At 45.9% G+C, this 21,763-nt stretch carries 21 protein-coding genes and 3 riboswitches; of the genes, 9 read left to right on the top strand and 12 right to left on the bottom strand.

Annotation, left to right across the window (positions count from 1 at the left end; translation table 11 throughout):
* Positions 1–6: 6 nt before the first annotated feature.
* Both LTAR_RS12775 and LTAR_RS12770 read right to left on the bottom strand, forming a co-directional pair.
* The gene (locus LTAR_RS12775) at positions 7–1,236 is read right to left on the bottom strand and encodes a thiolase family protein (RefSeq protein WP_062422633.1); all 1,230 of its coding nucleotides are present in this window, start codon (positions 1,234–1,236) and stop codon (positions 7–9) included.
* Positions 1,237–1,256: 20 nt separating this feature from the next.
* On the bottom strand, positions 1,257–2,219 hold the full coding sequence (locus tag LTAR_RS12770; RefSeq protein WP_062422632.1) for a LysM peptidoglycan-binding domain-containing protein: 963 nt from the start codon (positions 2,217–2,219) through the stop codon (positions 1,257–1,259).
* Between the two features lie 69 nt (positions 2,220–2,288).
* A riboswitch (Fluoride riboswitch) is annotated at positions 2,289–2,353 on the top strand.
* Between the two features lie 96 nt (positions 2,354–2,449).
* Here LTAR_RS12770 and LTAR_RS12765 point away from each other — a divergent pair.
* Positions 2,450–2,809: a hypothetical protein gene (locus LTAR_RS12765; RefSeq protein WP_139044549.1), complete on the top strand. Its 360-nt coding sequence runs from the start codon at positions 2,450–2,452 to the stop codon at positions 2,807–2,809.
* Positions 2,810–2,883: 74 nt separating this feature from the next.
* A complete protein-coding gene (locus tag LTAR_RS12760; protein WP_139044547.1) occupies positions 2,884–3,234 on the top strand; it encodes a hypothetical protein in 351 nt (116 codons plus the stop codon).
* Here the strand turns inward: LTAR_RS12760 and LTAR_RS12755 are convergent.
* Complete coding sequence (locus tag LTAR_RS12755) at positions 3,222–4,106, bottom strand: hypothetical protein (RefSeq protein ID WP_062422629.1); 885 nt, start codon at positions 4,104–4,106, stop codon at positions 3,222–3,224. The genes LTAR_RS12760 and LTAR_RS12755 overlap by 13 nt on opposite strands.
* A 37-nt stretch (positions 4,107–4,143) precedes the next feature.
* A riboswitch (Fluoride riboswitch) is annotated at positions 4,144–4,202 on the bottom strand.
* A gap of 30 nt (positions 4,203–4,232) precedes the next feature.
* A riboswitch (Fluoride riboswitch) is annotated at positions 4,233–4,303 on the top strand.
* Positions 4,304–4,360: 57 nt separating this feature from the next.
* On the opposite strand from LTAR_RS12755, the gene eno reads away from it, so the two are divergent.
* Complete coding sequence (eno, locus tag LTAR_RS12750; protein WP_062422628.1) at positions 4,361–5,641, top strand: phosphopyruvate hydratase; 1,281 nt, start codon at positions 4,361–4,363, stop codon at positions 5,639–5,641.
* A 3-nt stretch (positions 5,642–5,644) separates the two neighbouring features.
* Positions 5,645–6,124 (top strand): zinc-ribbon domain-containing protein, encoded by a 480-nt coding sequence (locus LTAR_RS12745; RefSeq protein ID WP_062422627.1) that lies wholly within the window; start codon positions 5,645–5,647, stop codon positions 6,122–6,124.
* Positions 6,125–6,132: 8 nt separating this feature from the next.
* Here the strand turns inward: LTAR_RS12745 and LTAR_RS12740 are convergent, their stop codons facing one another.
* From LTAR_RS12740 to LTAR_RS12730, 3 genes are read right to left on the bottom strand one after another with little or no spacing between them, the layout of a single operon-like run.
* Positions 6,133–6,537, bottom strand: coding sequence for a hypothetical protein (locus tag LTAR_RS12740; RefSeq protein WP_062422626.1), 405 nt, complete (start codon positions 6,535–6,537; stop codon positions 6,133–6,135).
* Positions 6,538–6,558: 21 nt separating this feature from the next.
* On the bottom strand, positions 6,559–8,052 hold the full coding sequence (locus tag LTAR_RS12735; protein WP_062422625.1) for a MutS-related protein: 1,494 nt from the start codon (positions 8,050–8,052) through the stop codon (positions 6,559–6,561).
* The gene (locus tag LTAR_RS12730; RefSeq protein WP_062422624.1) at positions 8,049–9,581 is read right to left on the bottom strand and encodes a MutS-related protein; all 1,533 of its coding nucleotides are present in this window, start codon (positions 9,579–9,581) and stop codon (positions 8,049–8,051) included. Before LTAR_RS12730 ends, LTAR_RS12735 begins: the two co-directional genes overlap by 4 nt.
* A 289-nt stretch (positions 9,582–9,870) precedes the next feature.
* Between LTAR_RS12730 and crcB the strand changes: the two genes are divergently transcribed.
* Entirely contained in the window at positions 9,871–10,245 is a 375-nt protein-coding gene (gene crcB, locus LTAR_RS12725) for a fluoride efflux transporter CrcB (RefSeq protein WP_062422623.1), read from the top strand.
* The gene (locus LTAR_RS12720; RefSeq protein WP_062422622.1) at positions 10,229–11,530 is read left to right on the top strand and encodes a DUF190 domain-containing protein; all 1,302 of its coding nucleotides are present in this window, start codon (positions 10,229–10,231) and stop codon (positions 11,528–11,530) included. Before crcB ends, LTAR_RS12720 begins: the two co-directional genes overlap by 17 nt.
* A gap of 1 nt (position 11,531) precedes the next feature.
* On the opposite strand, the gene LTAR_RS12715 is transcribed toward LTAR_RS12720, so the two are convergent.
* Complete coding sequence (locus tag LTAR_RS12715; protein ID WP_139044545.1) at positions 11,532–13,193, bottom strand: serine hydrolase domain-containing protein; 1,662 nt, start codon at positions 13,191–13,193, stop codon at positions 11,532–11,534.
* Positions 13,194–13,452: 259 nt separating this feature from the next.
* On the opposite strand from LTAR_RS12715, the gene LTAR_RS12705 reads away from it, so the two are divergent.
* Both LTAR_RS12705 and LTAR_RS12700 read left to right on the top strand, forming a co-directional pair.
* Positions 13,453–14,094: a hypothetical protein gene (locus tag LTAR_RS12705; protein WP_062422619.1), complete on the top strand. Its 642-nt coding sequence runs from the start codon at positions 13,453–13,455 to the stop codon at positions 14,092–14,094.
* A 95-nt stretch (positions 14,095–14,189) separates the two neighbouring features.
* Positions 14,190–17,057, top strand: coding sequence for a transglycosylase domain-containing protein (locus tag LTAR_RS12700; RefSeq protein WP_062422618.1), 2,868 nt, complete (start codon positions 14,190–14,192; stop codon positions 17,055–17,057).
* Between the two features lie 4 nt (positions 17,058–17,061).
* Here LTAR_RS12700 and LTAR_RS12695 read toward each other — a convergent pair whose 3' ends face one another.
* Genes LTAR_RS12695 through hutU form a run of 3 tightly spaced genes read right to left on the bottom strand, consistent with a single transcriptional unit; the run spans position 17,062 to position 19,995 of the window.
* Complete coding sequence (locus tag LTAR_RS12695; RefSeq protein WP_062422617.1) at positions 17,062–17,964, bottom strand: hypothetical protein; 903 nt, start codon at positions 17,962–17,964, stop codon at positions 17,062–17,064.
* Positions 17,961–18,332: a hypothetical protein gene (locus LTAR_RS12690; protein WP_062422616.1), complete on the bottom strand. Its 372-nt coding sequence runs from the start codon at positions 18,330–18,332 to the stop codon at positions 17,961–17,963. Before LTAR_RS12690 ends, LTAR_RS12695 begins: the two co-directional genes overlap by 4 nt.
* Positions 18,333–18,339: 7 nt before the next feature.
* Positions 18,340–19,995, bottom strand: a complete 1,656-nt coding sequence (hutU, locus tag LTAR_RS12685) for a urocanate hydratase (protein ID WP_062422615.1) — start codon at positions 19,993–19,995, stop codon at positions 18,340–18,342.
* Positions 19,996–20,080: 85 nt separating this feature from the next.
* On the opposite strand from hutU, the gene LTAR_RS12680 reads away from it, so the two are divergent.
* Entirely contained in the window at positions 20,081–20,863 is a 783-nt protein-coding gene (locus LTAR_RS12680; protein WP_062422614.1) for an HD domain-containing protein, read from the top strand.
* Here the strand turns inward: LTAR_RS12680 and LTAR_RS12675 are convergent.
* Positions 20,860–21,336, bottom strand: coding sequence for an ACT domain-containing protein (locus LTAR_RS12675; RefSeq protein ID WP_062422613.1), 477 nt, complete (start codon positions 21,334–21,336; stop codon positions 20,860–20,862). The two genes, LTAR_RS12680 and LTAR_RS12675, sit on opposite strands and share 4 nt — an antisense overlap.
* 30 nt (positions 21,337–21,366) lie before the next feature.
* The gene (locus LTAR_RS12670) at positions 21,367–21,711 is read right to left on the bottom strand and encodes a PilZ domain-containing protein (RefSeq protein ID WP_062422612.1); all 345 of its coding nucleotides are present in this window, start codon (positions 21,709–21,711) and stop codon (positions 21,367–21,369) included.
* Positions 21,712–21,763 lie beyond the last annotated feature (52 nt).

Genomic DNA, 21,763 nt, shown 5'->3' with positions numbered 1-21,763 from the left:
CACGGATTATTGTGGATTTTCTTCTATCCATTCAATTATCAAAGCTTCTCCCTGGCCAACACCCACACATAATGTGGCCAATCCGTAGTATGGTCGGGAACGCTGAGGAGCCTGTCTGCGCATTTCATGCAGGAGGGTTGTTAAAATGCGGGCACCAGAGCATCCCAAAGGATGACCCAGAGCTATGGCACCGCCGTTTACATTGGTAATATCCGGTGAAAGTCCCAGTTCACGCATTACGGCAATGCTCTGAACGGCAAATGCTTCATTCAATTCCACCAATCCAAGATTGCCAATACCCAGACCGGAAATATGCAATGCCCTGCGGACAGCCGGAACCGGTCCCATGCCCATAAGACGAGGAGCAACTCCGGCGGCAGCACCGGCTATTATGCGCGCCCAGGGTTTCAAACCCAATGACCGGGCCCGGTCTTCGCTCATCAGTAAAAGAGCCGCCGCTCCGTCGTTCATACCTGAACTGTTGCCGGCGGTTACAGTGCCATTGGGGCGGAAAACCGGTTTTAAACGGGCAAGGCTTTCTTTTGAAGTGTCCCGGCGCGGGCGTTCATCGGTATTAAACAGAATGGGTTCCCCTTTGCGCTGGGGTACGGGAATGGGTTCAATTTCAGCCGTAAAACGGTTGGCATCGATGGCTGCTACCGCCCGCTGATGGCTTGTGAGAGCGTACGCATCCTGTTGAGCCCGGGTGATACCGGTGCTTTCGGCGATATTTTCGGCGGTTTCGCCCATAGACTCTGTGCCGTAGAGTGACTGCATCTTGGGGTTCGGATACCGCCAACCCAGGGCAGTATCCCAGGCTGTCAGGTTGCCAAACGGAAAAGCGGTTTCACCCTTTGGGAAGGAATACGGTGCTCTTGACATGCTTTCCACACCGCCGGCGATTAACACCTCTGATTCACCGCAGCGAATAGCGCGGGCTGCCTGAATAACGGCGGTAAGGCCGGATGCGCACAGACGGTTGACGGTCACACCGGCGGTTTCCACCGGAAAGCCGGCCAGAAGAGATGCCATGCGGGCAATATTGCGGTTGTCTTCACCAGCCTGATTGGCGCATCCCAGATAGACTTCTTCCACCAGTGCCGGTTCAATTTCTGAACGCCGGATGAGTGCCTGTAAAATGGAAGCCGCCAGGTCATCTGGCCGTACGGTTGACAAACCGCCTCCCAGTGCTCCAATTGGACTGCGAACGGCGTTGATGATCACGGCTTCAGGCATGGCTACCTCCGTAAATAGTTTTATTTGGGGCGGGTTTCCACCAGTACATCCACCCGGTCTATGGGACCGCCCAATGAATATATAGTCAAATCATACACCAGGCTGCTTCCAGATTCCAATCCGACCGTGCTGTCCCAACGGCGAATTCCAACGGGCTGTCCGTAGCTGTCATAGGCTGCACCCACGGCTTGAATGATATTTGCATCGGGCTGATTGGCCTGTAGGTTGATTGCTCCGCTGACATGCGCTGACAGCCTGTCGGCGGCCAGTTCTATTTTCGATTTTTCCACAGTGGAAACCAGATATCGGCTTTTTTCATTGATGACCGGGTTGCAAGTTCGCAGGCGGGTGCCAATCTGCCAGGGCTGATTGGGTGCTTTCGGAAAATAAACAGCTAAAGGCATGGTTGCCTTATCCGGCAATCTGTCCAACAGTCCAAAAGCTGCTCGGGTTTCTGGTTCATCACCGGGACCGGATAGGACAAAATCAACACTGATATCTTCTACCGATGCTCCGCTGGTATTTTCAACTTTGATGAGACACCAGGCTCCGCCGGATGGGTCAGCATAGCAGATAGGTGCACCTGTAGATACGATTACACCCGGCGTTGGGATGGAAGTCGGTTTATTGGCATCCTGTTCGGGGTTTCCCGAGGGAATGATTAAGACAGTTCCAATGGGAATCATGCGCGGGTCAATACTGGCGTTGGCGGCTTTCAGGTCTTTGATCTTGACGCCGTACATTGTTGCAATACCACCCATATCTTCACCCTTTTTTACCACATGGGTGATCTGGGTGGGCAGTTCGGAAACCGGGGGTGGTTCAAGGGTAGGGCTAATCGATGGTGTTGGGAGTTGGTAAGCTGTTCGAGTAGCGAAAGGCGTTAGTTCAACCGGAGTCTCTGAAGAACGATTAATTTGACTGGTACATCCAGAAATTATTATGACTAAGAGAAGTAAAGTGGTAATTTTTTTTTGTAACATACCTTTATTTTACCGAATATGAAATATCATTCATTTGGTTTTAAACCGTCCTTAATAATATCCATGTATAATAGTTCTGGCGATGAAGCTCGCCCTTTAAAAGTGCCAATCTGGCTGATAGCTTCTGACCTGGTTCGTGCAGGCCGGAGGCTTTTTCTTAATTACATATGAAACTAAATCCGTCTCAAAAAAGATTCTTAACTTCTGCCTTGTTAGGGTACGAAAAAACATTGCGCAATGCACTTCAAACGTTAGACAGTCACAATGAACAGGGAATACTCTATAAACCCCATTTTACAATTAATAAGGATTCCCGGAATGAAGCAAAAAAAATAATACAAAACGAGTTGATCCAAATTGCGAATATGGTAAAGAAATATGATCTTGAAACAAGGGAAGTGGATTTATCTAATTCCCTGGCTGCACACTTGAGTGAAAATTGGGGAGATCTCGTTGATTGCAGTTCTGCCCACCTGGGAAATTATGGAGAAGTTGACAGAACCAGGATTGAAGATTACGACAGGGAAATGGAAGAATTGGCTGATACGGCACTAAAACTGGCTATTCTTTTTGGTAATGTTGATGATTGAATGATTTTTACTACTGATAATGATCGGAAAAAATGACAATGACCGAGAATACTCTCAATTCAGAATACAAAAAGTTGGAATTGAAGATATCTGATACTCTTTTTCAACAGATTGAACAATTATTTGCAGAAAACAAATGGTCAATGGATGAAGGTTTACAGCTTTTATTGGGAGCTGGCTATAGTTTCTTTACAACCAAATCAGAAGATGAAAGTGATAAATCGGAAAATCGCTCCAGGTATCTTATTCAACGATTAATGGCAGCAGAATCGGAATTGGCATCTTTGCGATTCAGAGTATATGAATTATCAGAATCCAATCGAAATTGGAACCTTACTCAGGGGGCAGTAGAAAAGGAAAATATTGCTTTAAAGAATCTAATAAACCAACTACGTCAGAAAAATGATGCATCTCAAGAGGAATAGACAGAAGTTTGCTCTTTCCACCTTAAATAAGTCTTTTGCAATAAATCCATGTTATGGGATTCCAACAAGAAAGTGAGGGGAAGAATCTGTCCAACATCGATTTTACAAATTTTACAAGACTCTCCTTCAGATATTTTCAAGTCACTACATTGGAACAGGGAAATAAACGTAAATAACCATTCATGATGAACACGATACCGTAAATCTTGCTGCAAAATGATCATTTGTCGGTTTGTAAAGGCAAAACAAGTGTCTGGAAATATCTTCTTTGTAAAAATTCCCCAGTATTTTCTGTGTATTTCAGTTTGATAAATTACAGATAAAACCTCTTCATCTTTATGAAGTCCTTCGGTAAGCAGCCCGTTATAATAGCTATACGATATTTTGAATAATTCCTCAAAAGAAGTATCAGGTTGTAAATTTGATTTTAAGTTTTGATTATTTTTCCATGATTGTTCAATCAGGTTGCGTACATACGGTCGCAGAGAATAATGAGCCACGGTATTGTATTCAATTTCAATCTCCGGTCTTGTAATGTTCTTTCCGGACCAGATTTCGAGTTTTCCATATAACAGATAAATGTTATTCCTTACGAATAATATATCTTTTGACTCAATGAAATTTACGATTGGCTTTTCATTTTTGTTTTCTGGATGACTGATTTGCATCACTCCATCATCTGAAAAAATGAGGATTTTTTGAGGAATTAAACGGAACCTGTATTTTCGGGGATACATATTTGCCGGTGAAACGAATATTGTTACCGGTTTATGTCCCATCTTCACAAACTCTTGTGCAAATGGTCGGGAAATGTCATCCAGTTCTTCAACTGTAGACAAAAAGTAAGGATGTGTCAGATCGCCAGAAGTCATATGTTTTTCCTACAAAAAAACTTCTACTACTTTTTGAAAAATAGTAGAAGCTATCAGTCACATGACGGTTGAGCGAGCCTCATCGCCAAACTAAGTATTAAGTATTATTATAACCAATCCGGGTATAATCAATTAAGCGATGAAGCTCGCTCGGAAATAATCAAACTGTCTTTATGGCTGATAGCTTCTGCCTTAAAATATCAGGACAGAAGTTTTTAATATCTCTTCGAACTCATTTTCAGGAGGAATATACTATGTCTAGCATTGATGGAATTCATGCCCGTGAGATACTTGATTCACGTGGAAATCCAACCGTTGAGGTAGAAGTAACGTTGGATAGCGGTGCTTTCGGTAGAGCTGCCGTCCCTTCAGGTGCTTCTACTGGTGTGCATGAAGCTCTTGAATTACGTGATGGTGATAAAGCTCGCTACAGTGGAAAAGGTGTACTGAAAGCAGTTGACCATGTTAACAACGAACTGGCAGAAGAATTGTTCGGCATGGATGCTTTTGATCAGGCAGGCGTTGATAAAGCCATGCTTGACCTGGATGGCACCCCCAACAAAAGTCGTTTTGGCGCTAATGCGATTCTGGGTGTCAGTCTGGCAGTTGCACGTGCGGCGGCTGAAGAAGCAGGGCTGCCTCTTTATCGATATCTTGGTGGTGTTTCAGCGAAAATCCTCCCGGTCCCCATGTTCAATATCTTAAATGGTGGTGTTCATGCCAACTGGCAAGGGACTGATTTACAGGAATTTATGATTTGTCCTGTGGGTGCACCAAACTTCCGTGAAGCACTGCGTTGGGGCAGCGAAGTTTATCATTCACTGAAAAGTGTTTTGAAGAACAGTGGTTATTCAACCGGTGTTGGTGATGAAGGTGGTTTTGCCCCGGCCCTGAAAACTAATGCTGAAGCCGTAGAAGTTATTCTTAAGGCCATCGAAAAAGCTGGTTATAAACCAGGTGAACAGGTAGCAATTGCCATTGATCCGGCTTCCAGTGGTTTCTTTGAAGATGGTTTATATAATCTGCGCACAGAAGGAAAGAAAGTTACTTCTGCAGAGATGGTTGAAATTTATGCTGAATGGGTAAAGAAATATCCAATCGTTGTCCTTGAAGATGGTCTGGCAGAGGATGATTGGGATGGTTGGAAAATCTTGAACAAGACTCTCGGCGAAAAAATTGAACTGGTTGGTGACGATCTATTTGTAACCAATGTAGAGCGGGTTTCACGCGGAATAAAAGAGAATGTCGCCAACGCGGTGCTCATCAAATTGAATCAGATTGGTACTCTGACTGAAACCATTAATACGATTGAAATGGCCAGAAAAGCTGGTTGGGGAGCGATGGTATCTCACCGTTCTGGTGAAACTGTTGATAGCTTTATTGCCGATTTCACAGTTGCTATGAGCACCGGACATCTTAAGACAGGTGCTCCCTGCCGGGGTGAACGTCTCGAAAAGTATAACCAGTTGATGCGTATTGAAGAAGATCTGGGAGATGCGGCTGTTTACGCTGGAAGAAACGCATTTGTCAGATAATTTATGATGGTGATAAAAAACAGAGAGGGATTGATGCCCTCTCTGTTTTCTTTTATTGACAACATGTTAACATATTATTGCCCGAATTGTTGGAAAAGAATTCCAGATGGTCAAAAAACCTGCCCATTTTGCGGTTTTGTTCTGGAAGAATTTAAACTTCAAACGTACGAAAAAAAACTTATTCTGGCTTTACATCATCCATTACCAGAAAGACGCAATATTGCGGCTCAAATTCTTGGGAATATTAATAGCACACGTGCTCTAGAAGAATTTGAAGCAATCCTTAAGAGCGGAGAAACGAATTATTTCTTTCTCAAGGTTGTTTTATTGGCTATTGCAAAGATCGATTCACCGAAACGGATTGAATTATTAAAAATTGCAACCACCAATCAAAACACGATGATTCAAGAATTGGCGACTACATTGATTGAAATGGTTAAAGAAAATCGTCCTATACCAGAGTGGGATAGAGGTACAGGATAAGATAAGGGCTATTTTGAGTCTGATTCTTTTTTTTGTGTTAGGTTTTCAAGTATTTGAATACGGACTAATGCAGAGTTATATTTCATTTCCAGTGTTTTCGCCGCTTGCATGAATTGGTATGCGCGAAATCTCATTACGGCGTAACGGCTTTCTAAAAGCAATCTCTCCTGTAAAGCTTCATCAAGAAGAGAGGCCTCATTACCGGTTCCCGATGCAATTTTCTCTTTTTGGTCTAAATCATGAACGGTTCGCAACCCTATTGTCAGAAAATACTGAATTGCTTCCTGGTTAGACCATCCATTTTCCATAATCTCGTTATGTAATTGTTCCCACTGATCATGAAACAGCGTGAATTCTAACTGAACAGGTTTTTCGTCTTTAAAGAAATTTTCTTCAAATTCTTCAAGGACCATAATATTCCTTCTTTTTTGACATTATTCTTTGAACACCATATTGTACAGATCAATCCCAAAACTTGTGTCTTGTGGTTCACCTGGTAGTATTTTGAATGTCCGTGCGCCATCCTTCAGTCGGTCAGCTCGTAAAAAGAGAGTAGAAGGTAATTTTTTTCTATAAATACTGGTCGCAAAATCGGTTAAATGTGTCACAAAAACAATACTGACGCCACTCTCTATGAGCGATAAAACAATCTGCCTGGCGATTTCTGAACCTTCTCTTTCGTTTGTTGCCGAAAATGATTCGTTGAATAACCCGATGGCTCCTGGTGAAAGTCTTTCAACGATTTCACTCATACGATGGAGTTCTTCATCAAGTTTTCCACTTTTCATACTTTCATCTTCTTCTCGACGATAATGTGTGAAAAGAGAACTGTGCAGACTGCCTTTATAAGAGGCGGCCGGAACGAACATTCCAGCCTGCATCATCAATAATGAAACACCCAGGCTACGTAAAAATGTCGATTTTCCACCTTGATTGGCACCGGTAATAATAAGAAGGTTCTTACTATCAGCATTCAGATCATTCCCCACTACAGGTTCTGTTGATGTCAATAAAAGGCAGATATCATATAAACCCGTAAATGAAAGCATATTCTCGCTTCCGTCCACAGGCTCTGGAAATGAAAAGATATGATTTCTGTCTCTAATTTGGTTTATTAAGTTTAAACAACCAATATAAAACCCCAATTCTTTATTAAGAAGAGTAAAGAATGAAAGAATATGGTCAACAGATTTGGTTAACGAATTTGCCACATGATTAAGACCGATATCTCGAATGTCCGATAGAGCCCGGTAACCTCTATCATCGCGTTCATCTACAACTATCAAATTCTTATCACGTCGAAGATTGCGGAGGCTGTTCAGCAGAGTTTGTTTTGATTCAAACGGTTTTCTAAGTGTGTAGTTTTCTCCTTTATTGCCTACACCCAGGTTAGCACTGATGAGTGTTCCCTTCTTGAAACGGAGTCCGTTCAAGTGCTTATCAACTTCATTAAAATAAGAATCGCTTAATTCCGACTGTATCATGGAAAAAAAGCGAATCCAACCGGGAGATTTGAATTCGTGCTGGTAGGTATCTGCCAGTTTTCGAATTCTTTTTAGAATATCAACAAATTTATCCATTACCTCCAGGGATCTATTAATAATCGCAGAGGGGTATCGAAATACTCCAAAGAACGATTTGCGTTCAAAATCTATTGCCTGTCGGGCTAAAGAATACAATTCTTTTACCTGTAAAGGATGATCGATACAATCTTTGATAATCTGCTGCCGGTAAATAAGTGTATCGCGGTCATTTTCCATACCGGTTAACAAAGCAGTTTTCACAATGGAATAAATTAATGTGTCTTCTCCTGCCATTGCAGAGAAGAGAATATCGAGTTCCAAATCTTCGCATATAGATTGCTCATTCCAGGGCAACTCATGTGCAGTATCAAAATCTCGATCAGGATACAGTAGGAATACGTTCATGATTTCATTCGATCCTTGATCAAATCGTATGTCAAATCATATTTCTGTGCGATAGAAATCGCATACGATAGACCATCTGCTGTTTGTCGTTCGATTTTAAACGTCCGGCGGTCATGATTTGTTTCATCAACCTTACTCACCATACTGACGGTTTTTTCAGAAATAGTGGAGAGTTCGTCGATGAATGTTACACAAACACATAATGCATCCAAGTCTAAAATCTTGTTCAAAATTTTTTTTGATAGAAATATTGCATCATTCAAAGAGGTAGAAGTGAAGATTTCATTGATCAGAAAGATGCTATCAGATGTTGCTTCTTCGAAAATTTCATAAAATCGGATTAAATCATCCTGCAATTTCCCCCGCAAATTTTTAATTTCCTCTTGTTTTTCAAAGTGAGTAAAAATTTTATCAAACAGGAATAACCTTGCTGAAATCCCCGGAACCTTAAGACCCAGAGCACCTAAATAATGTAACTGGCCAAATGTTCTGGCAAATGTAGTCTTTCCTCCCTGATTAGGACCGGTTACAACGATTACCCGTTCGGGGCCCGACAAGTAGAAATTGTTACGGATTATTTGTTGATTCTTAAAAAATAGAGTATTAGCCAATGCCAGGTCAAAACAACTCTTAACTGAGATACTCTTTCGTTTGGATACTTCTGGAATACAGAAACGATAACCAGCCTTCTGAAACTTCATGATGTATTCCAAATAGCCAATATAAAATTGAACTTCCCGGTCAAAACGAGTGATAAGGGGGTTGAGAAAATTTGAATAATCAACAGTGAAATTTACTAAATCTGAAAAAACCTCAGGAAATAATCGCGCGACCTGGTTGATTATTGCGGCTTCAATATGGTTCATTTCATTGTTGTAGCCAAATTCATACAGGTACTCTTTTTTTGATAATTGTTTAAATTTTTCAAAGGTTTTTTCTACTTCAATTTGATAATTCTCTTCTCCGTTGTATTTTCTCACCCGAATTGTGTTTTCTTTTATTAACAGCGCGTACTGAATATTTTGTAATTTGTTTTGAAGTTCCCGGATCCTCTTCTCCATGGTTTGAAAATATTCAGAGGTAATGTAATCTGTAATAAAACTGTAGAAAGATTTCAAACCTTCAGATTCTATGAATGAGGGATTTAGATCAGAACCTAATCTAATAAGAGATTCACAATACACCCCGGCTGCATCTAAGAACCATCGCTGCTTCTGAATTTGATAGTAGTACTTTTCATGTTTCTCAAGACATCTGCGCACTTTTTCCATACCGGATGCAAAGGCAATGATGGCTTTGTATAATTCTGTTTTTTCTAGATCTTTTAGAATTGCCTGGCGATAAAGAATTGATTCAATATCTTTAAGAGGTTCATAAAAAAAAGGTAGTAAGTTGTATTCTTTCTTCGATGAGGCAATTGTATTGAAGATTTGATCGAGATTTAAGTCATTAAAGAAACCGGGAACTGATGGATTATTTTCTTCAAAATCCGGTAAAGGATTGAGGAATAATATACTTTCGAATGGCATTCAATCACCTCTATGAAAGGGCTACCAATCAAACAAAAAAGCTTCTACTGCGTGCCCATTGCAGTAGAAGCTATTAGTCTAAAGACATTTTAGCGAGCTTCATCGCTTATTGAGAATATTTTATCATTAAACAATGACTCACAGACGTGTGGAAAATATTGTGATATGATGCATATAAATATAGAGCGATGAGGCTCGCTCATGGAAATGCATTTTGCTAATGGCCTCTGACGATGCTTATTGGCTATGTCAGAGGCTTTTTTATAGGATAATATGTTGGGAAAGGTTTATGGAACAAGTTCTACTTATATCAATAGGTGCCATTTTAGGAGCTAATGCTCGTTACTGGCTGGGTGTCTGGTGCGCTGATAAATGGGGCACTGCTTTTCCATACGGAACGTTATTAATTAACCTTACCGGAAGTCTATTTCTTGGCTTCTTTATGACACTGGCAACCGAGCGTTTCCTTCTCGATCCCCGTTGGCGTTTTCTGGTTGCTGTAGGATTTCTGGGTGCTTATACAACATTTTCTACTTACACCTATGAAAGTTTCAGTTTACTGGCGAAAGGACAATGGATTGCCGGATTCGCAAACCTGCTGGGCAGTTCTCTGGTGGGATTACTTAGCGTAGGACTAGGAGTTTTCCTTGGAAAAAACATCTAATCTATTAAATCAAAGTAATTCTATTAATGAACTTTCTGGACAAAACCCGGGAAAGCGATTATGCATTTATATAGGTGAAAGTGACCGTTGGCGGGGGAAACCATTGGATACCGCCATTCTTGAAACATTAAAGTCACTTGGACTGGCTGGAGCAACGGTATTTCGAGGAACCTCAGGGTTCGGAGCTCATTCGCACATCCGAACCTCCTCTATTGAAGTTCTTTCAGTTGACTTACCCATATTAATTGAAGCTGTGGATACCCCGGAGCGAATCCAAACTGGGTTAAATGCGATTTCACCCATGATGAATGAAGGGTTAATTACCCTGGAAGATGTAACCATAGTTAAATATACCCACCGATACCTGAATCCATTACCGGCAGATCGGATGGTAGGAGAGGTTATGACCACGGAAGTGGTTTCTCTGACAGAGACTCTATCCATTCGGGAAGCCTGGGAAAAAATGATCCAAAATGAACTGAAAGCGTTGCCCGTAATTGATTCCTGCGGCCGGGTGACAGGTATCTTGACTGATGAAGACCTTCTTGAACGAGCCGGAATCCGGCAAAGGTTATCTGTAACCCTTCAATTGACGAACACGTCTATTCAAGAGGACCTAAAAGAACTGGATACCTCCAACCTGCGGGTTAAAGATGTAATGACACATCCTGTTTTAACAATAAAAAGATCTGATTCCCTTGGATTTGCTGTATCAAAAATGGTTCAAGCCGGGCTCAAACGTCTGCCAGTAGTAGATGATACGGGGTGTTTGGTCGGAATGCTTTCACGGTTGGATATTCTTAAACAAGTGGCTGATTCCCCGGCAAGCAATTTGCATTCTCATTTACCGGCAGGAATTGCAAAAACTGTAGAAGACATCATGCGAGTGGATATACCCGCTGTACATATGAATGAAAAACTGCCTTCCATTGTGAACAAGTTTGCCGGAAGTAACACGCATCGTTTATTGGTTATTGATGGCAGTGGCAAAGCAGCAGGTTTGATCGCTGATTCAGACGTGGTGGCACGTGTCCAACCCGAATACCATCACGGAATTCTAAAGGCTTTACGGAATTTTGGGAAACCTCCGGCTGGCCGTGAAACCGCATCTGATATCATGTCGCCCGGTGTTACGGCAATCTCTCCCGATACTCCCATAACCGACGCCGTCCGACTGATGTTGGAAGAAGGAAGAAAATGGTTGGTGGTAACAGACAAGAACGAGAAGCCGATTGGAATTGTTGATAGACGGGCGTTACTTGAGGCAGTCTCTTCATTGCATTGAACTAATTTAAGAGCTTTGCTTCGGACTCTTCGTTGTAATCCTCAACGGTCCACTGGCTGAACCGTTTGACATCATTCCCAGTGAATGTTAAGGTCATGGATATCCGTTCTGCTTCTTTCAGGAATTGCTGGGTTAATACAAAGGTGGTTTTGTCTTTCCAATAGCCTTTTAATGCCAGTGGACCGTAATTCGTCGTATCGGTTACCCGGAATAGTCCGTCTAAACCGATGCGGGCTTTGATTTCTTCACTCTTTTCCCCATACATCAGGTCCAGGCGTGCTTCATCTGATCGGTCAAAATAAAATGTGAAGGTTGACCAGCCGTGTGAGCCGTTCAGATCGACGTACGTCTTGCCGCTGATTTCCCGGGCAGATGACGGCAGTTCTGACGGCGGCATGGCTTTTGGGTGTGAAATGGTGTGCAGTTGGATTTGTAAACTGGAATTCCCGGCAGGGTTGGGCGGCAGAGAAAAAGATGACCGGGCAGATGGAAGGATAAAAGTATTTATCAGGTCATCATAGGTGTTCCAAGAGGCATCGTGGATGCCGGCTGTAAAGACAACCACCATATCTTTTTGTGGAATGACCATAATCTGCTGGCCGCCCCACCCGAGAGCATTGTAGATACCATTCGGCCGCACCCACCACTGGTAACCATAATTTACCCCGGCTTGCACGGGTATTTGAGAACGGGTGGATTCAATAACCCAATCGGCGGGCAGCAGGGGTAAACCATCCCATTTCCCTTTTTGAAGGTAAAGCTGACCGAACCGCAGCATGTCTTCTGATGTCAGTGCCAGACCCGTTCCGCCCAGTGTATGTCCGGTGGCATCTTTCAACCATTCAAAATGGTTTATTCCCAAAGGCTGGAACAGTTTACTGTGTATGTAATTGGAAGAAGTCTCCCCGGCAGAATTGGCCACAATCATGGAGAGCAGGTGTGAACCTCCGGTGTTGTAGTTGAAAACGCTGCCCGGTGAGGCGGCTAAAGGCCGGGAAAAGAAATAGGTTTCCGGGGAATCACTATCATTTAATGACCAGGTATCGCTTAACCCTGACCGCAGCGGTTCACTCCACTCCAGGCCGGATGACATGGTCAACAAATGTTTGAGAGTGATGCCTTTCTTTGCCTCATCATCCAGAATAAGATTGGGGAAGTAGGTGTAAGCCGGTGTACTTACATCTTTGATAAATGCATCCCGGATGGCCATTCCCACAGCAGCTGAGGTTACACTCTTGGTGCAGGAGTATAGATTATGCAGATCATCACGATTGAAGGGAGGAAAATAGACACTGAACACCAGTTTGCCATGGCGGGCGATGAGGATACTGTGGATATTTCGGCTATCTGAATGAAGGAAATCCAGCATGGCAGCCAGTTTTGTCGAATCCATTCCCTGCTCTTCCGGTGGTGATGTTGGCCAGGGGGAAACACCGTCAGCTGATTGTTCAGAAACTGAGACAGAATCTGTCTGTGAAAAGTCGATTGGTTTGGATTTTTGACTGAAGACTAATCCGGGGGATATTACAACAGCCAAGGCTGAATTGGAGCCTGAGGGAACTGCCGTATGAGATGGATGCTTACCAAAAATGGGAGGATGAATAGAAAATGCTATGAAGAATGCAACCAGCAAACAACTCAATTCATGGAATCGGGTTCTCACAGATCACCTGCCATCTCAAGATAGATGATTTCATCCCGGAATATTCATTTGCTCATTATAAAGATATCGATCAGAAAACCGAAAACAGTATAGAAAGCGTAAATCAATTGCAAGGTTTTTTGCTGAAATCTTTGTTAGGATGTATTGGCACGTTTTTTGACCTTGAGATAATCACATTGACTTTATAAATATTGATCTTCCATAAACGGTGCCTCCCCGTTTATCCGCAGATAAATCTACAAAATAAAGAAGATTCTCCATGAAACCTATACCTGCCAGTGGTCTTTATTATCCCAACAAATTCATCCGGATATTTTTACTTTCCCTGGAAGATGTCGCCGGTCAAAATGGTGTGAAAGCGATTTTGAATATGGCCGGCCAATCCAACCTGATCGGAAATTACCCGCCGGACAATATGGAAGGGGAATTTGACTTTTCCCACTATTCCATGATTAATGCCGCACTTAATGATTTGTATGGTTCAAAAGGTGCGCGCATACTGTCTCTGAGGGCGGGAAATGCCGTTTTTTCTGAGTCCATTGGCGATCTGGGCAATGTACTGGATACTAATAGCGAGAGTTATCAATCCAAATCTCTGGAAGAGAAAATTGAATTCGGATTGGCGCTGGTTCGTTCGGTGATCAGTGGAAAAAAAGAGACCTCCATTCCCCGGACGGAAGATGGATGTTTTCTTTACTCGGTTCAGCACTGCCCGGTTTGCTGGGGAAGAACGACATCCGCTCCGGAGTGTTTTCTGACAGCCGGTTTATTACAGGCAGTTGTACGCTGGTCAACCAATGGTTTGGATTTTCCTGTGACCCAGGTTAAAGCCCATTCCTGCGGTGACGCGACCTGCGATTATGTTATTTCAACAACCCCCATCAACGCGGCCGAGAAATAACCTGAAAAGTTTTCCAGCAGATTTGCTTCTCTAATCGAGGTAAGGCTCGATCAAACCAATACCCCGACAACCGGGGCTTATGTTAAACTACATTCATGCCATTGCATGACCTGAACCGCACCCTCATTTTGCGGGGACGAAAAAATAAGAAAACGGCAGAGAGTTTCTCCCAGCGGCTTAAACCTGCCGGTTTTGGGTTTTTGCTGGTGATGTCGTTAATCCTGGCAGCCGTCATTATCGGCAGTGCGGGTTTGTATGCCTGGGTAACAGCCGATCTGCCGCCGGTGGAAGAGATGGCGGCTTTCTTTGACCCGGCCGAGGGATTGATCCTCCAACCTTCACGATTGTATGACCGTACAGGTCAGACAGAACTCCTGACACTCGACAACCCGGGATCACTCCGGGCGTATGTCTGGCTTAACCCTGACCAGGATGTGCACTTTTCTCCGTTGCTGGTAAAAGCAATAACCACTCTCAATCAACCAGATTTCTGGCGGTCTTCCGGCGCTGACTGGGTTCATTGGTCTGATCCGGCACCGCATACTCTGGCGGAAACGCTGGTAAACCGGTTGTTGTTGTGGAATGAAGACGATTCCCCCCGTCGAGCTGTTCGGATGCGCCTTTTGGCCTGGCAGGTCACGTCGAAATATGGGCGTGAGAAGGTGCTGGAATGGTATCTGAACAGTGCCTCTTTCGGGCGACGGATCACCGGGGCAGAAAGTGCCTCACGGGTTTATTTCGGAAAATCATCGGCAGATCTCAACGAAGCCGAAGTAGCCCTTCTGGCCGGATTGTCTTCCGCACCGGCGTTAAATCCGCATGATTCCCCGCAGGCTGCCGCTGATTTGATGCGTGCCACTGTTGACCGGCTGGTAACAGCCGGATTGTATTCTGCCACCGACAGGCAGGCGGCATTCGATACGGAACTTTCCATTCAACCTCCGCTTGATGAAACAACGTCCACATCACCAGCTTTCACACGCCTGGCAATTCAGCAATTATCTGCCCTGGTCTCAGAAGACCGTGTGGCATTGGGTGGATTGCAAATTCGTACAACATTAAGTCTGGTTCAGCAGGAACAACTGGACTGCACGTTGAAAGCCCAGTTGATACGGCTGGAATCAACAGAGGCTGATCCTCAAACCCAATGTGCTGCTGCCCGGTTGTTACCTGCCCTTCCACCATTGGACAAGACCTATCCTCCCGATTTACAAGCGGCCGGTATTCTAGTAGATCCAACGCATGGAGAAATTCTGGCGGTCAGCGGTAAAACAACAGTCGAAAAAACCGGAGATATGTATGACGCCATGCAGGGAGGGACGATCCTTAACCCATTTCTGGCGGCGGTAGCCTTTTCCCGGGGGTACAGCCCATCCAGTCTGGTTTGGGACCTGCCCGGGCCATCAATGGACGAATCAGTTCCGTTGACAAAAGAGATCGCCGTTCAGTATCGCGGTCCCATCAGCCTGAGAACAGCATTAATCAGTGACAGGCTGAATCCGTTGGAAGGGCTTTTGAATCAGCTTGGTGCCCGAAATACCTGGCGGTTATCGCGGCCGCTTGGATTGGATAATCTTGAAAATACATTTGCTCCTGAAAAGCTGCTGGAAGGCGGTGGATCGGTCTCACTCCCGGAAATTGCTCAGGGTATGTCGGTGTTTGCCAATTTGGGAGATCTGTACGGGCTGGCCGTTAAACCGGGCTCTGCTTTACAACCATCAACCATATTATCTATTGAAGATAGTTACGGCTCTCCCCTGTTCAAAAAAGACCCTGTATTGCGGCAGTCTGTGCTTAGTGCACCTTTGGCATACCTTGTTCACAATGTTCTGGCAGATGAAACACTGCGCCGTACAGAATTGGGATACCCCAATCCGTTTGAACTCGGTCGTCCGGCCGCTGCTAAATACGGTAGTACAGCAGATGGACAGGAAATCTGGGCAGCTGGTTATACTCCCCAACGGGTGGCCGTCATCTGGATGGGGACATCTACCGGGTTCAAGTTTAAATCGTCGTTGGGGGTAAAGGCGGCGGGCGGTGTATGGAATGCCATTATGCGACAGAGTCTTACAGATCAACCGGCATTAGACTGGGCTGTTCCGAATGGTGTAAGTACATTGGAAGTATGTGATCCTTCAGGATTACTCCCCACAAAAATTTGCCCGGCGCGGGTGACTGAAGTTTTTCTTCAGGGCAGCGAACCGACCACAGCAGATAATCTGTATCAAACAGTGCAGGTTAACCGTGAAACCGGTAATATTGCCACAGTATTTACTCCGCCCGGTCTGGTGGAAGATAGTGTCTATCTATCTGTTCCAGAAGAAGCACGCGCATGGGCCAGAGCTGCCGGAAAAGTACTGCCTCCAGTGAACTATGACACCATCCAATCTGGAACAGGATCACCTAACGTAAAAATTGATCAACCGGCGCTCTTCTCACTGGTAAATGGAAAGGTGGCAATAAAAGGAACAGCCGCCGGAGAAGGATTTAAAAGCTTTCGCCTCCAGGTGGGGGAAGGGTTAAACCCGAAGGAATGGGTAGAAATTTTCAGCAATTCCATCCCCATTATTAACAGCCAGTTGGGTGAATGGGATACCACTGGAATGAATGGTTTGTATGCCATCCGTCTGTTGGTGGTATATGATGACAATCGTGTGGAAACTGCCCTTTCACAGGTTACCGTTGACAGCATTCCTCCGAAGGTCACGATTCTCAGCCCGCAGGAAGGCATTAGCGTTTCAGGAGTTCAACCGGTATTCCTGCAGGCAGATATTTTTGATTCGTCTGCCATTAATAAAGTTGAATGGCGGATCGATGGCACCTCGATAGGTGAAAGCCAGCAGGCACCCTATACATTCGACTGGTCAACTCCACAGAGGGGAACGCACAAACTCACAGTGATGGCTGAAGATGCCGCCGGAAACCAGACGATTTCCAGTCCGCTCACTTTTGTGGTGCAATAACGGTTCACCGTTCTGTAAAGCGTAAAATCATGCCGCCGAGCCGCTCCGGATGACCTTCTGATGTGCAATCGGCGGTTTCCAGATTTGTGATGGTTTCTCCGTTTTCCCCCACCCGCAGACTGTAAACTGTTCCCTTTGTCATTTCATAATCGGCATAACCGGCATTGATTTCAGGTTTCAGGCCGGTAAAAAAAGACTCCTCGCCATCTTTCCAGGTGATCTGGATATGCACACCGGGAATGGCCAATCCGGCGGCGTTTTCAACCCAGATCTGCAAGAGACCGGGCCGCAGGTTCTGGCCGCAGTCTACTGCCCGATCCTTTAATATGAATGGTGCACTCAAGGTAGGAAACATTGTTGGCGTGGCATGCGGAATTTCAGCAGAGGGGATATTCAAAGGTTCGATGGTTGGAACTGGAGTACCAGCTTCCGTTGTTTCTGCAACAGGAAACTCTTGGACAATGCCAAATGGTGTTTTGGTCGATTCGGGGGCCAGAGTTGGTTCGAGGGTGGTATTTGATGTATTGGGAGACTCTGAATTGGCTCTGCCAGCCGGATCAAGCCCGGCAGCCAGCAAGGCCAGTGACTCAGAATCGGCTTCATTTCCAAGCCCAAGGGAGGTTTGTGCCTGGGAAGCCAGAGCCGATGCCGGATTGGAATCCTTTAGTAAGGAAAGCCGTGGGTAGGCGCGGCCGCCGTCACCGTTCGCCCGATAGGCACGGGCAATCGCCAGCCGGTAGGCATCTTTAGCGGCAGAATTCAATTCCGCCGGACTGGCAAAGTCATAGGGAACCGGCCATATCCAGACGGAGAATATTCCTCCGGCCGCCAGCCCAAGCAGAAATCCGGTCAGCAGATACCAGGGGAAACGGGCGGCGCGTTCACGGCGTTGCCGGCGTTCTCTCAAGGCTGCACCGCCTCAGGGGTGATAGTTGCCGCCTCAGCTGGAGAGTAAGCCCGAACCAGGTCAGCCAGAGATTGCAAATCTGACTGGCTGTACCCTAACTGCCCGGCATACAGCAGAGCTTCGCGCGCATATCTCTCGGGAGAATCTGATCCCAGTTGCTGCAGACGCTGATTGGCATCTTCCAGATTCTTTTCCTGTTTAAAAATTTCTGCCGTCATTAAAACATAGTCCGTACGGTAATCGGAGCGCAGGTTTGAAAGATTCCCCTGCGAATATAACTGTGGACGCAGCCACCAGCCATAGCCGATGCTGGTGGCGATGCCGATGAGTGCGGCAAGCAGAAAAAAGAATACCCGACGTTTGCGCAATGCCGAATTAATCCTTAAGCATGGGCATGCGGATGCCCTTCTTTCGGGCAGTTTCAATGGCAATTGGGTACCCGGCATCAGCATGACGCACAACCCCCATACCGGGGTCAGTGGTCAGCACCCGTTCAAGACGGCGGGCGGCTTCAGGTGTGCCGTCAGCCACAATCACCTGACCGGCGTGCTGACTGTAACCAATGCCTACTCCGCCTCCGTGATGGAAGGAAACCCAGGTAGCCCCGTTTACGGCATTGATCATGGCATTCAGGATTGGCCAGTCACTGACCGCATCGGTACCATCGCGCATACCTTCTGTTTCACGGTTGGGGGAAGCAACTGAACCCGAATCTAGATGATCTCGGCCGATTACGATAGGTGCTTTAACAATTCCTCTGGCTACCAGCTCATTAAACCTGAGCCCGGCTTTGGCACGGTCACCATAACCCAGCCAGCAGATGCGGGATGGCAGCCCCTGGAAAGGCACCTTTTCTTTGGCCATCTTTAACCATCGTAGCAGATGTTCATCCTGCGGGAAGAGTTCGGCAATGGCTTCATCGGTCCGGTAGATATCTTCCGGATCCCCTGACAGCGCCACCCAGCGGAAAGGTCCATTGCCTTCGCAGAACAGTGGACGGATATAAGCCGGCACAAAGCCGGGGAATTCAAATGCATTTTCCACACCGGTATCAAATGCACGCTGGCGTAGATTATTTCCGTAATCAAAGACCTCAGAGCCTTTATGCTTGAAATCGAGCATGGCACGCACATGGGCGGCCATGGATTGCAGGGACCGTTTTTCGTATTCCCGGGGATCGGATTTACGCAGTGCATTAGCCTGTTCAACCGACAGTCCGGCCGGAACGTAGTACAACACGTCATGTGCCGGAGTCTGATCGGTAACCACATCAGGGATAACACCGTGCACAACAAGTTCAGGGTAAATCTCAGCTGCATTGCCAATGAGGGCGATTGATCGGGGAATCTGCCTGTCTTTGGCTTCTTCCACCAGAGTCATGGCTTCTTCCAGGTTGTTGACCACCATGTCCACATAGCCGATCTCATGGCGGCGTTTGGCACGAGCCGGATCAACTTCGACAATCAATCCCACACCTTCGTTCATGGTAATGGCCAACGGTTGGGCACCGCCCATACCGCCGAGACCGGCAGTGAGCACCAGTTTGCCCTTAAGAGATGTCCATCCGCGTTGTTTGGCCAGCGCGGCCAGAGTTTCATATGTTCCCTGTAAGATGCCCTGGGTGCCAATATAGATCCATGATCCAGCGGTCATTTGACCGTACATGATCAATCCCCGGGCTGCCAGATCGTCAAAATGTTTCTGGGTAGCCCAGTGCGGCACCAGATTGGAATTGGCGATCAACACTCTTGGAGCATCAGGGTGTGATTTGAAAACCACCACTGGTTTGCCGGACTGTACCAGCAGAGTTTCGTCGTTTTCAAGGGTTTTCAGGGTTTCCAGAATGGCATCAAAAGCTTCCCAACTGCGGGCGGCCTGTCCACGGCCGCCGTATACCACCAGGTCGTCCGGGCGTTCCGCCACCTCCGGATCAAGGTTGTTTTGGATCATGCGATAGGCAGCTTCTGTCTGCCATGATTTACAGGTCAACGTTGTTCCACGAGGGGCTCGAACAGGCCGGGGTCCAGACATGTTTTCTTTCCTCCAAAAATCGTTATACTGGAATTATACGCCAGCAGACCGGGCGTAAGGGTTCCTTACCGGGAGAATAAAAATCGTGCCGACCGAAAAACCAGCCCTCGAATTGGTCAACACGTTGATCATGCTTGAACAGGCGGGAATTCCGTTAGATGATTTTGGAAATTCTCTTCTCGAACTTTCAATGGTAGATCAATACACCCATTTTGATCTGATGAATGAATTTTCAACGACCGGAAATTCACCCCTGGGGTTGCATGGTATTGATCATACCGTTCGAGTAGTGTTCTGGGTGTTGTATCTGGTCGAAATTTCCAACCGGTTGGGGTACAGAATCAGTGAAGACGAAGCCCTGGCTGCCATGTATGCCGCACTTGTGCATGATCTTACCCGTGAAGATGATCTGCCCGGCGGAGCTCACGGACAGGCTGCCGCTCGAAAATATCGTGAGGTGCTGCGCGGTCACCTTGAACCGGATATGTTGGAACGTTGTATGACAGCAGTTGAATGGCACGGCTACGATGAAAACCCGGCTTTACCAGATCCCGTGTGGATGCTGCTTAAAGATGCCGACGCACTAGACAGGGCACGCCTCGCACCGCCCGGCGTAATGGACGGCTGTGACCCCGACCGTCTGCGTCTGCCGGTCTTGCGGGAAAACCCCACGTTGATAGATGCCTGCCTGACCATCAGTATGCTGTTGACGACGCTGCTTACCCTTTATGAGGTCAAGACGGGTATCTTCCGGTACATGACCCTGACGTTCGCAGAAATCTTACTGGCGGAATCGGCGGCTGAACCAGAGCCATTTCAACAGGCTGTGCATTTAATCACAGATCGTCTGACCCCTGCCCCTGCCTAGGCTGTTTCTTTTATTTCCAGAACACGCAGAGCTTCATCAAAGTTCTCTGATTTTACGAATACGTAGTCTGTTTCGAATGTGCTCACGGCCAGAATGCTGATGCCGGCTTCTGCCAGTGGAGAAAGGATGCCAGCCAGAATGCCATTGGCATCAAAAGGGAATGGCCCTTCCAGTTTCAATCCCTTCCATCCGCTTTCCATTTCCAGTCCGTGGGGCACGGCGGCTGTTTCCACCAGCAGGGATAATTCTTCGGGTGTCCGGGTAATACTGTAAAAAATTCCACAATCCACCCATGCCGGCACAGGTTCCGCAGGTCCAAGGCGCACAATGGCGTATTCTCCGGGCATAGGCGATATATTAAAAGATCGATTCATTCGTGCAAAACTCCTTTTCGGGTGATCCACGGCCTGGAAGATCTTTCGATCAAAGGCGCATGAATCTACCCGGCCTTCGGGTGATGGGTAGGTTACCATGTCACACCCCTGTTTTGCAGGGTGTCTGACTCAATCAGAAAAACCGAACTCGTGAATCAACTCGAATATGATCTGTCGGCTTAAAACATCGACGTATTCAAACTTAAAGCCGACTCCAAACAAGCTAGGATTAACATCTTTGCGACACCACATACAACGAGCATCAAATTCGATTTGTTCTTTTTCTTCAATTTCTCTGGGGAGCAGCATTTTCATTTTAAATGTCTGCCCTTCGGTGTAACAGGATTCGCTCACAATCATCAGGCCTTCTTCCGTGATGTCAACCAGGTGCCCCAACAGTTCATCCGTACTGCGGTCGTAGACTTTGAGGTAGTAGATCAGGTGACGGCGGTGGAGTGTTCTGCGGTCTGACATGGATTCCTCCCGAATAATATGCGCACAAATTTATAAATTCTGCCTCAGCCTA

The organism is Leptolinea tardivitalis, from assembly GCF_001050275.1.
GTDB classification, from domain to species: domain Bacteria; phylum Chloroflexota; class Anaerolineae; order Anaerolineales; family Anaerolineaceae; genus Leptolinea; species Leptolinea tardivitalis.
The sequence above is the reverse complement of the archived record's forward strand: the minus strand, read 5'-3'. Positions and strand labels throughout refer to the sequence as shown.

Bases quoted from the DNA above. Each gene is read 5' to 3' on its own strand.
- LTAR_RS12775 (WP_062422633.1), bottom strand. From the start codon at position 1,236: ATGCCTGAAGCCGTGATCATCAACGCCGTTCGCAGTCCAATTGGAGCA.
- LTAR_RS12700 (WP_062422618.1), top strand. From the start codon at position 14,190: ATGCCATTGCATGACCTGAACCGCACCCTCATTTTGCGGGGACGAAAA.
- LTAR_RS12670 (WP_062422612.1), bottom strand. From the start codon at position 21,711: ATGTCAGACCGCAGAACACTCCACCGCCGTCACCTGATCTACTACCTC.
- LTAR_RS12755 (WP_062422629.1), bottom strand. From the start codon at position 4,106: ATGACTTCTGGCGATCTGACACATCCTTACTTTTTGTCTACAGTTGAA.
- LTAR_RS12735 (WP_062422625.1), bottom strand. From the start codon at position 8,052: ATGAACGTATTCCTACTGTATCCTGATCGAGATTTTGATACTGCACAT.
- LTAR_RS12675 (WP_062422613.1), bottom strand. From the start codon at position 21,336: ATGGTAACCTACCCATCACCCGAAGGCCGGGTAGATTCATGCGCCTTT.
- LTAR_RS12770 (WP_062422632.1), bottom strand. From the start codon at position 2,219: ATGTTACAAAAAAAAATTACCACTTTACTTCTCTTAGTCATAATAATT.
- LTAR_RS12730 (WP_062422624.1), bottom strand. From the start codon at position 9,581: ATGCCATTCGAAAGTATATTATTCCTCAATCCTTTACCGGATTTTGAA.
- hutU (WP_062422615.1), bottom strand. From the start codon at position 19,995: ATGTCTGGACCCCGGCCTGTTCGAGCCCCTCGTGGAACAACGTTGACC.
- LTAR_RS12745 (WP_062422627.1), top strand. From the start codon at position 5,645: ATGATGGTGATAAAAAACAGAGAGGGATTGATGCCCTCTCTGTTTTCT.
- LTAR_RS12705 (WP_062422619.1), top strand. From the start codon at position 13,453: ATGAAACCTATACCTGCCAGTGGTCTTTATTATCCCAACAAATTCATC.
- LTAR_RS12740 (WP_062422626.1), bottom strand. From the start codon at position 6,537: ATGGTCCTTGAAGAATTTGAAGAAAATTTCTTTAAAGACGAAAAACCT.
- eno (WP_062422628.1), top strand. From the start codon at position 4,361: ATGTCTAGCATTGATGGAATTCATGCCCGTGAGATACTTGATTCACGT.
- crcB (WP_062422623.1), top strand. From the start codon at position 9,871: ATGGAACAAGTTCTACTTATATCAATAGGTGCCATTTTAGGAGCTAAT.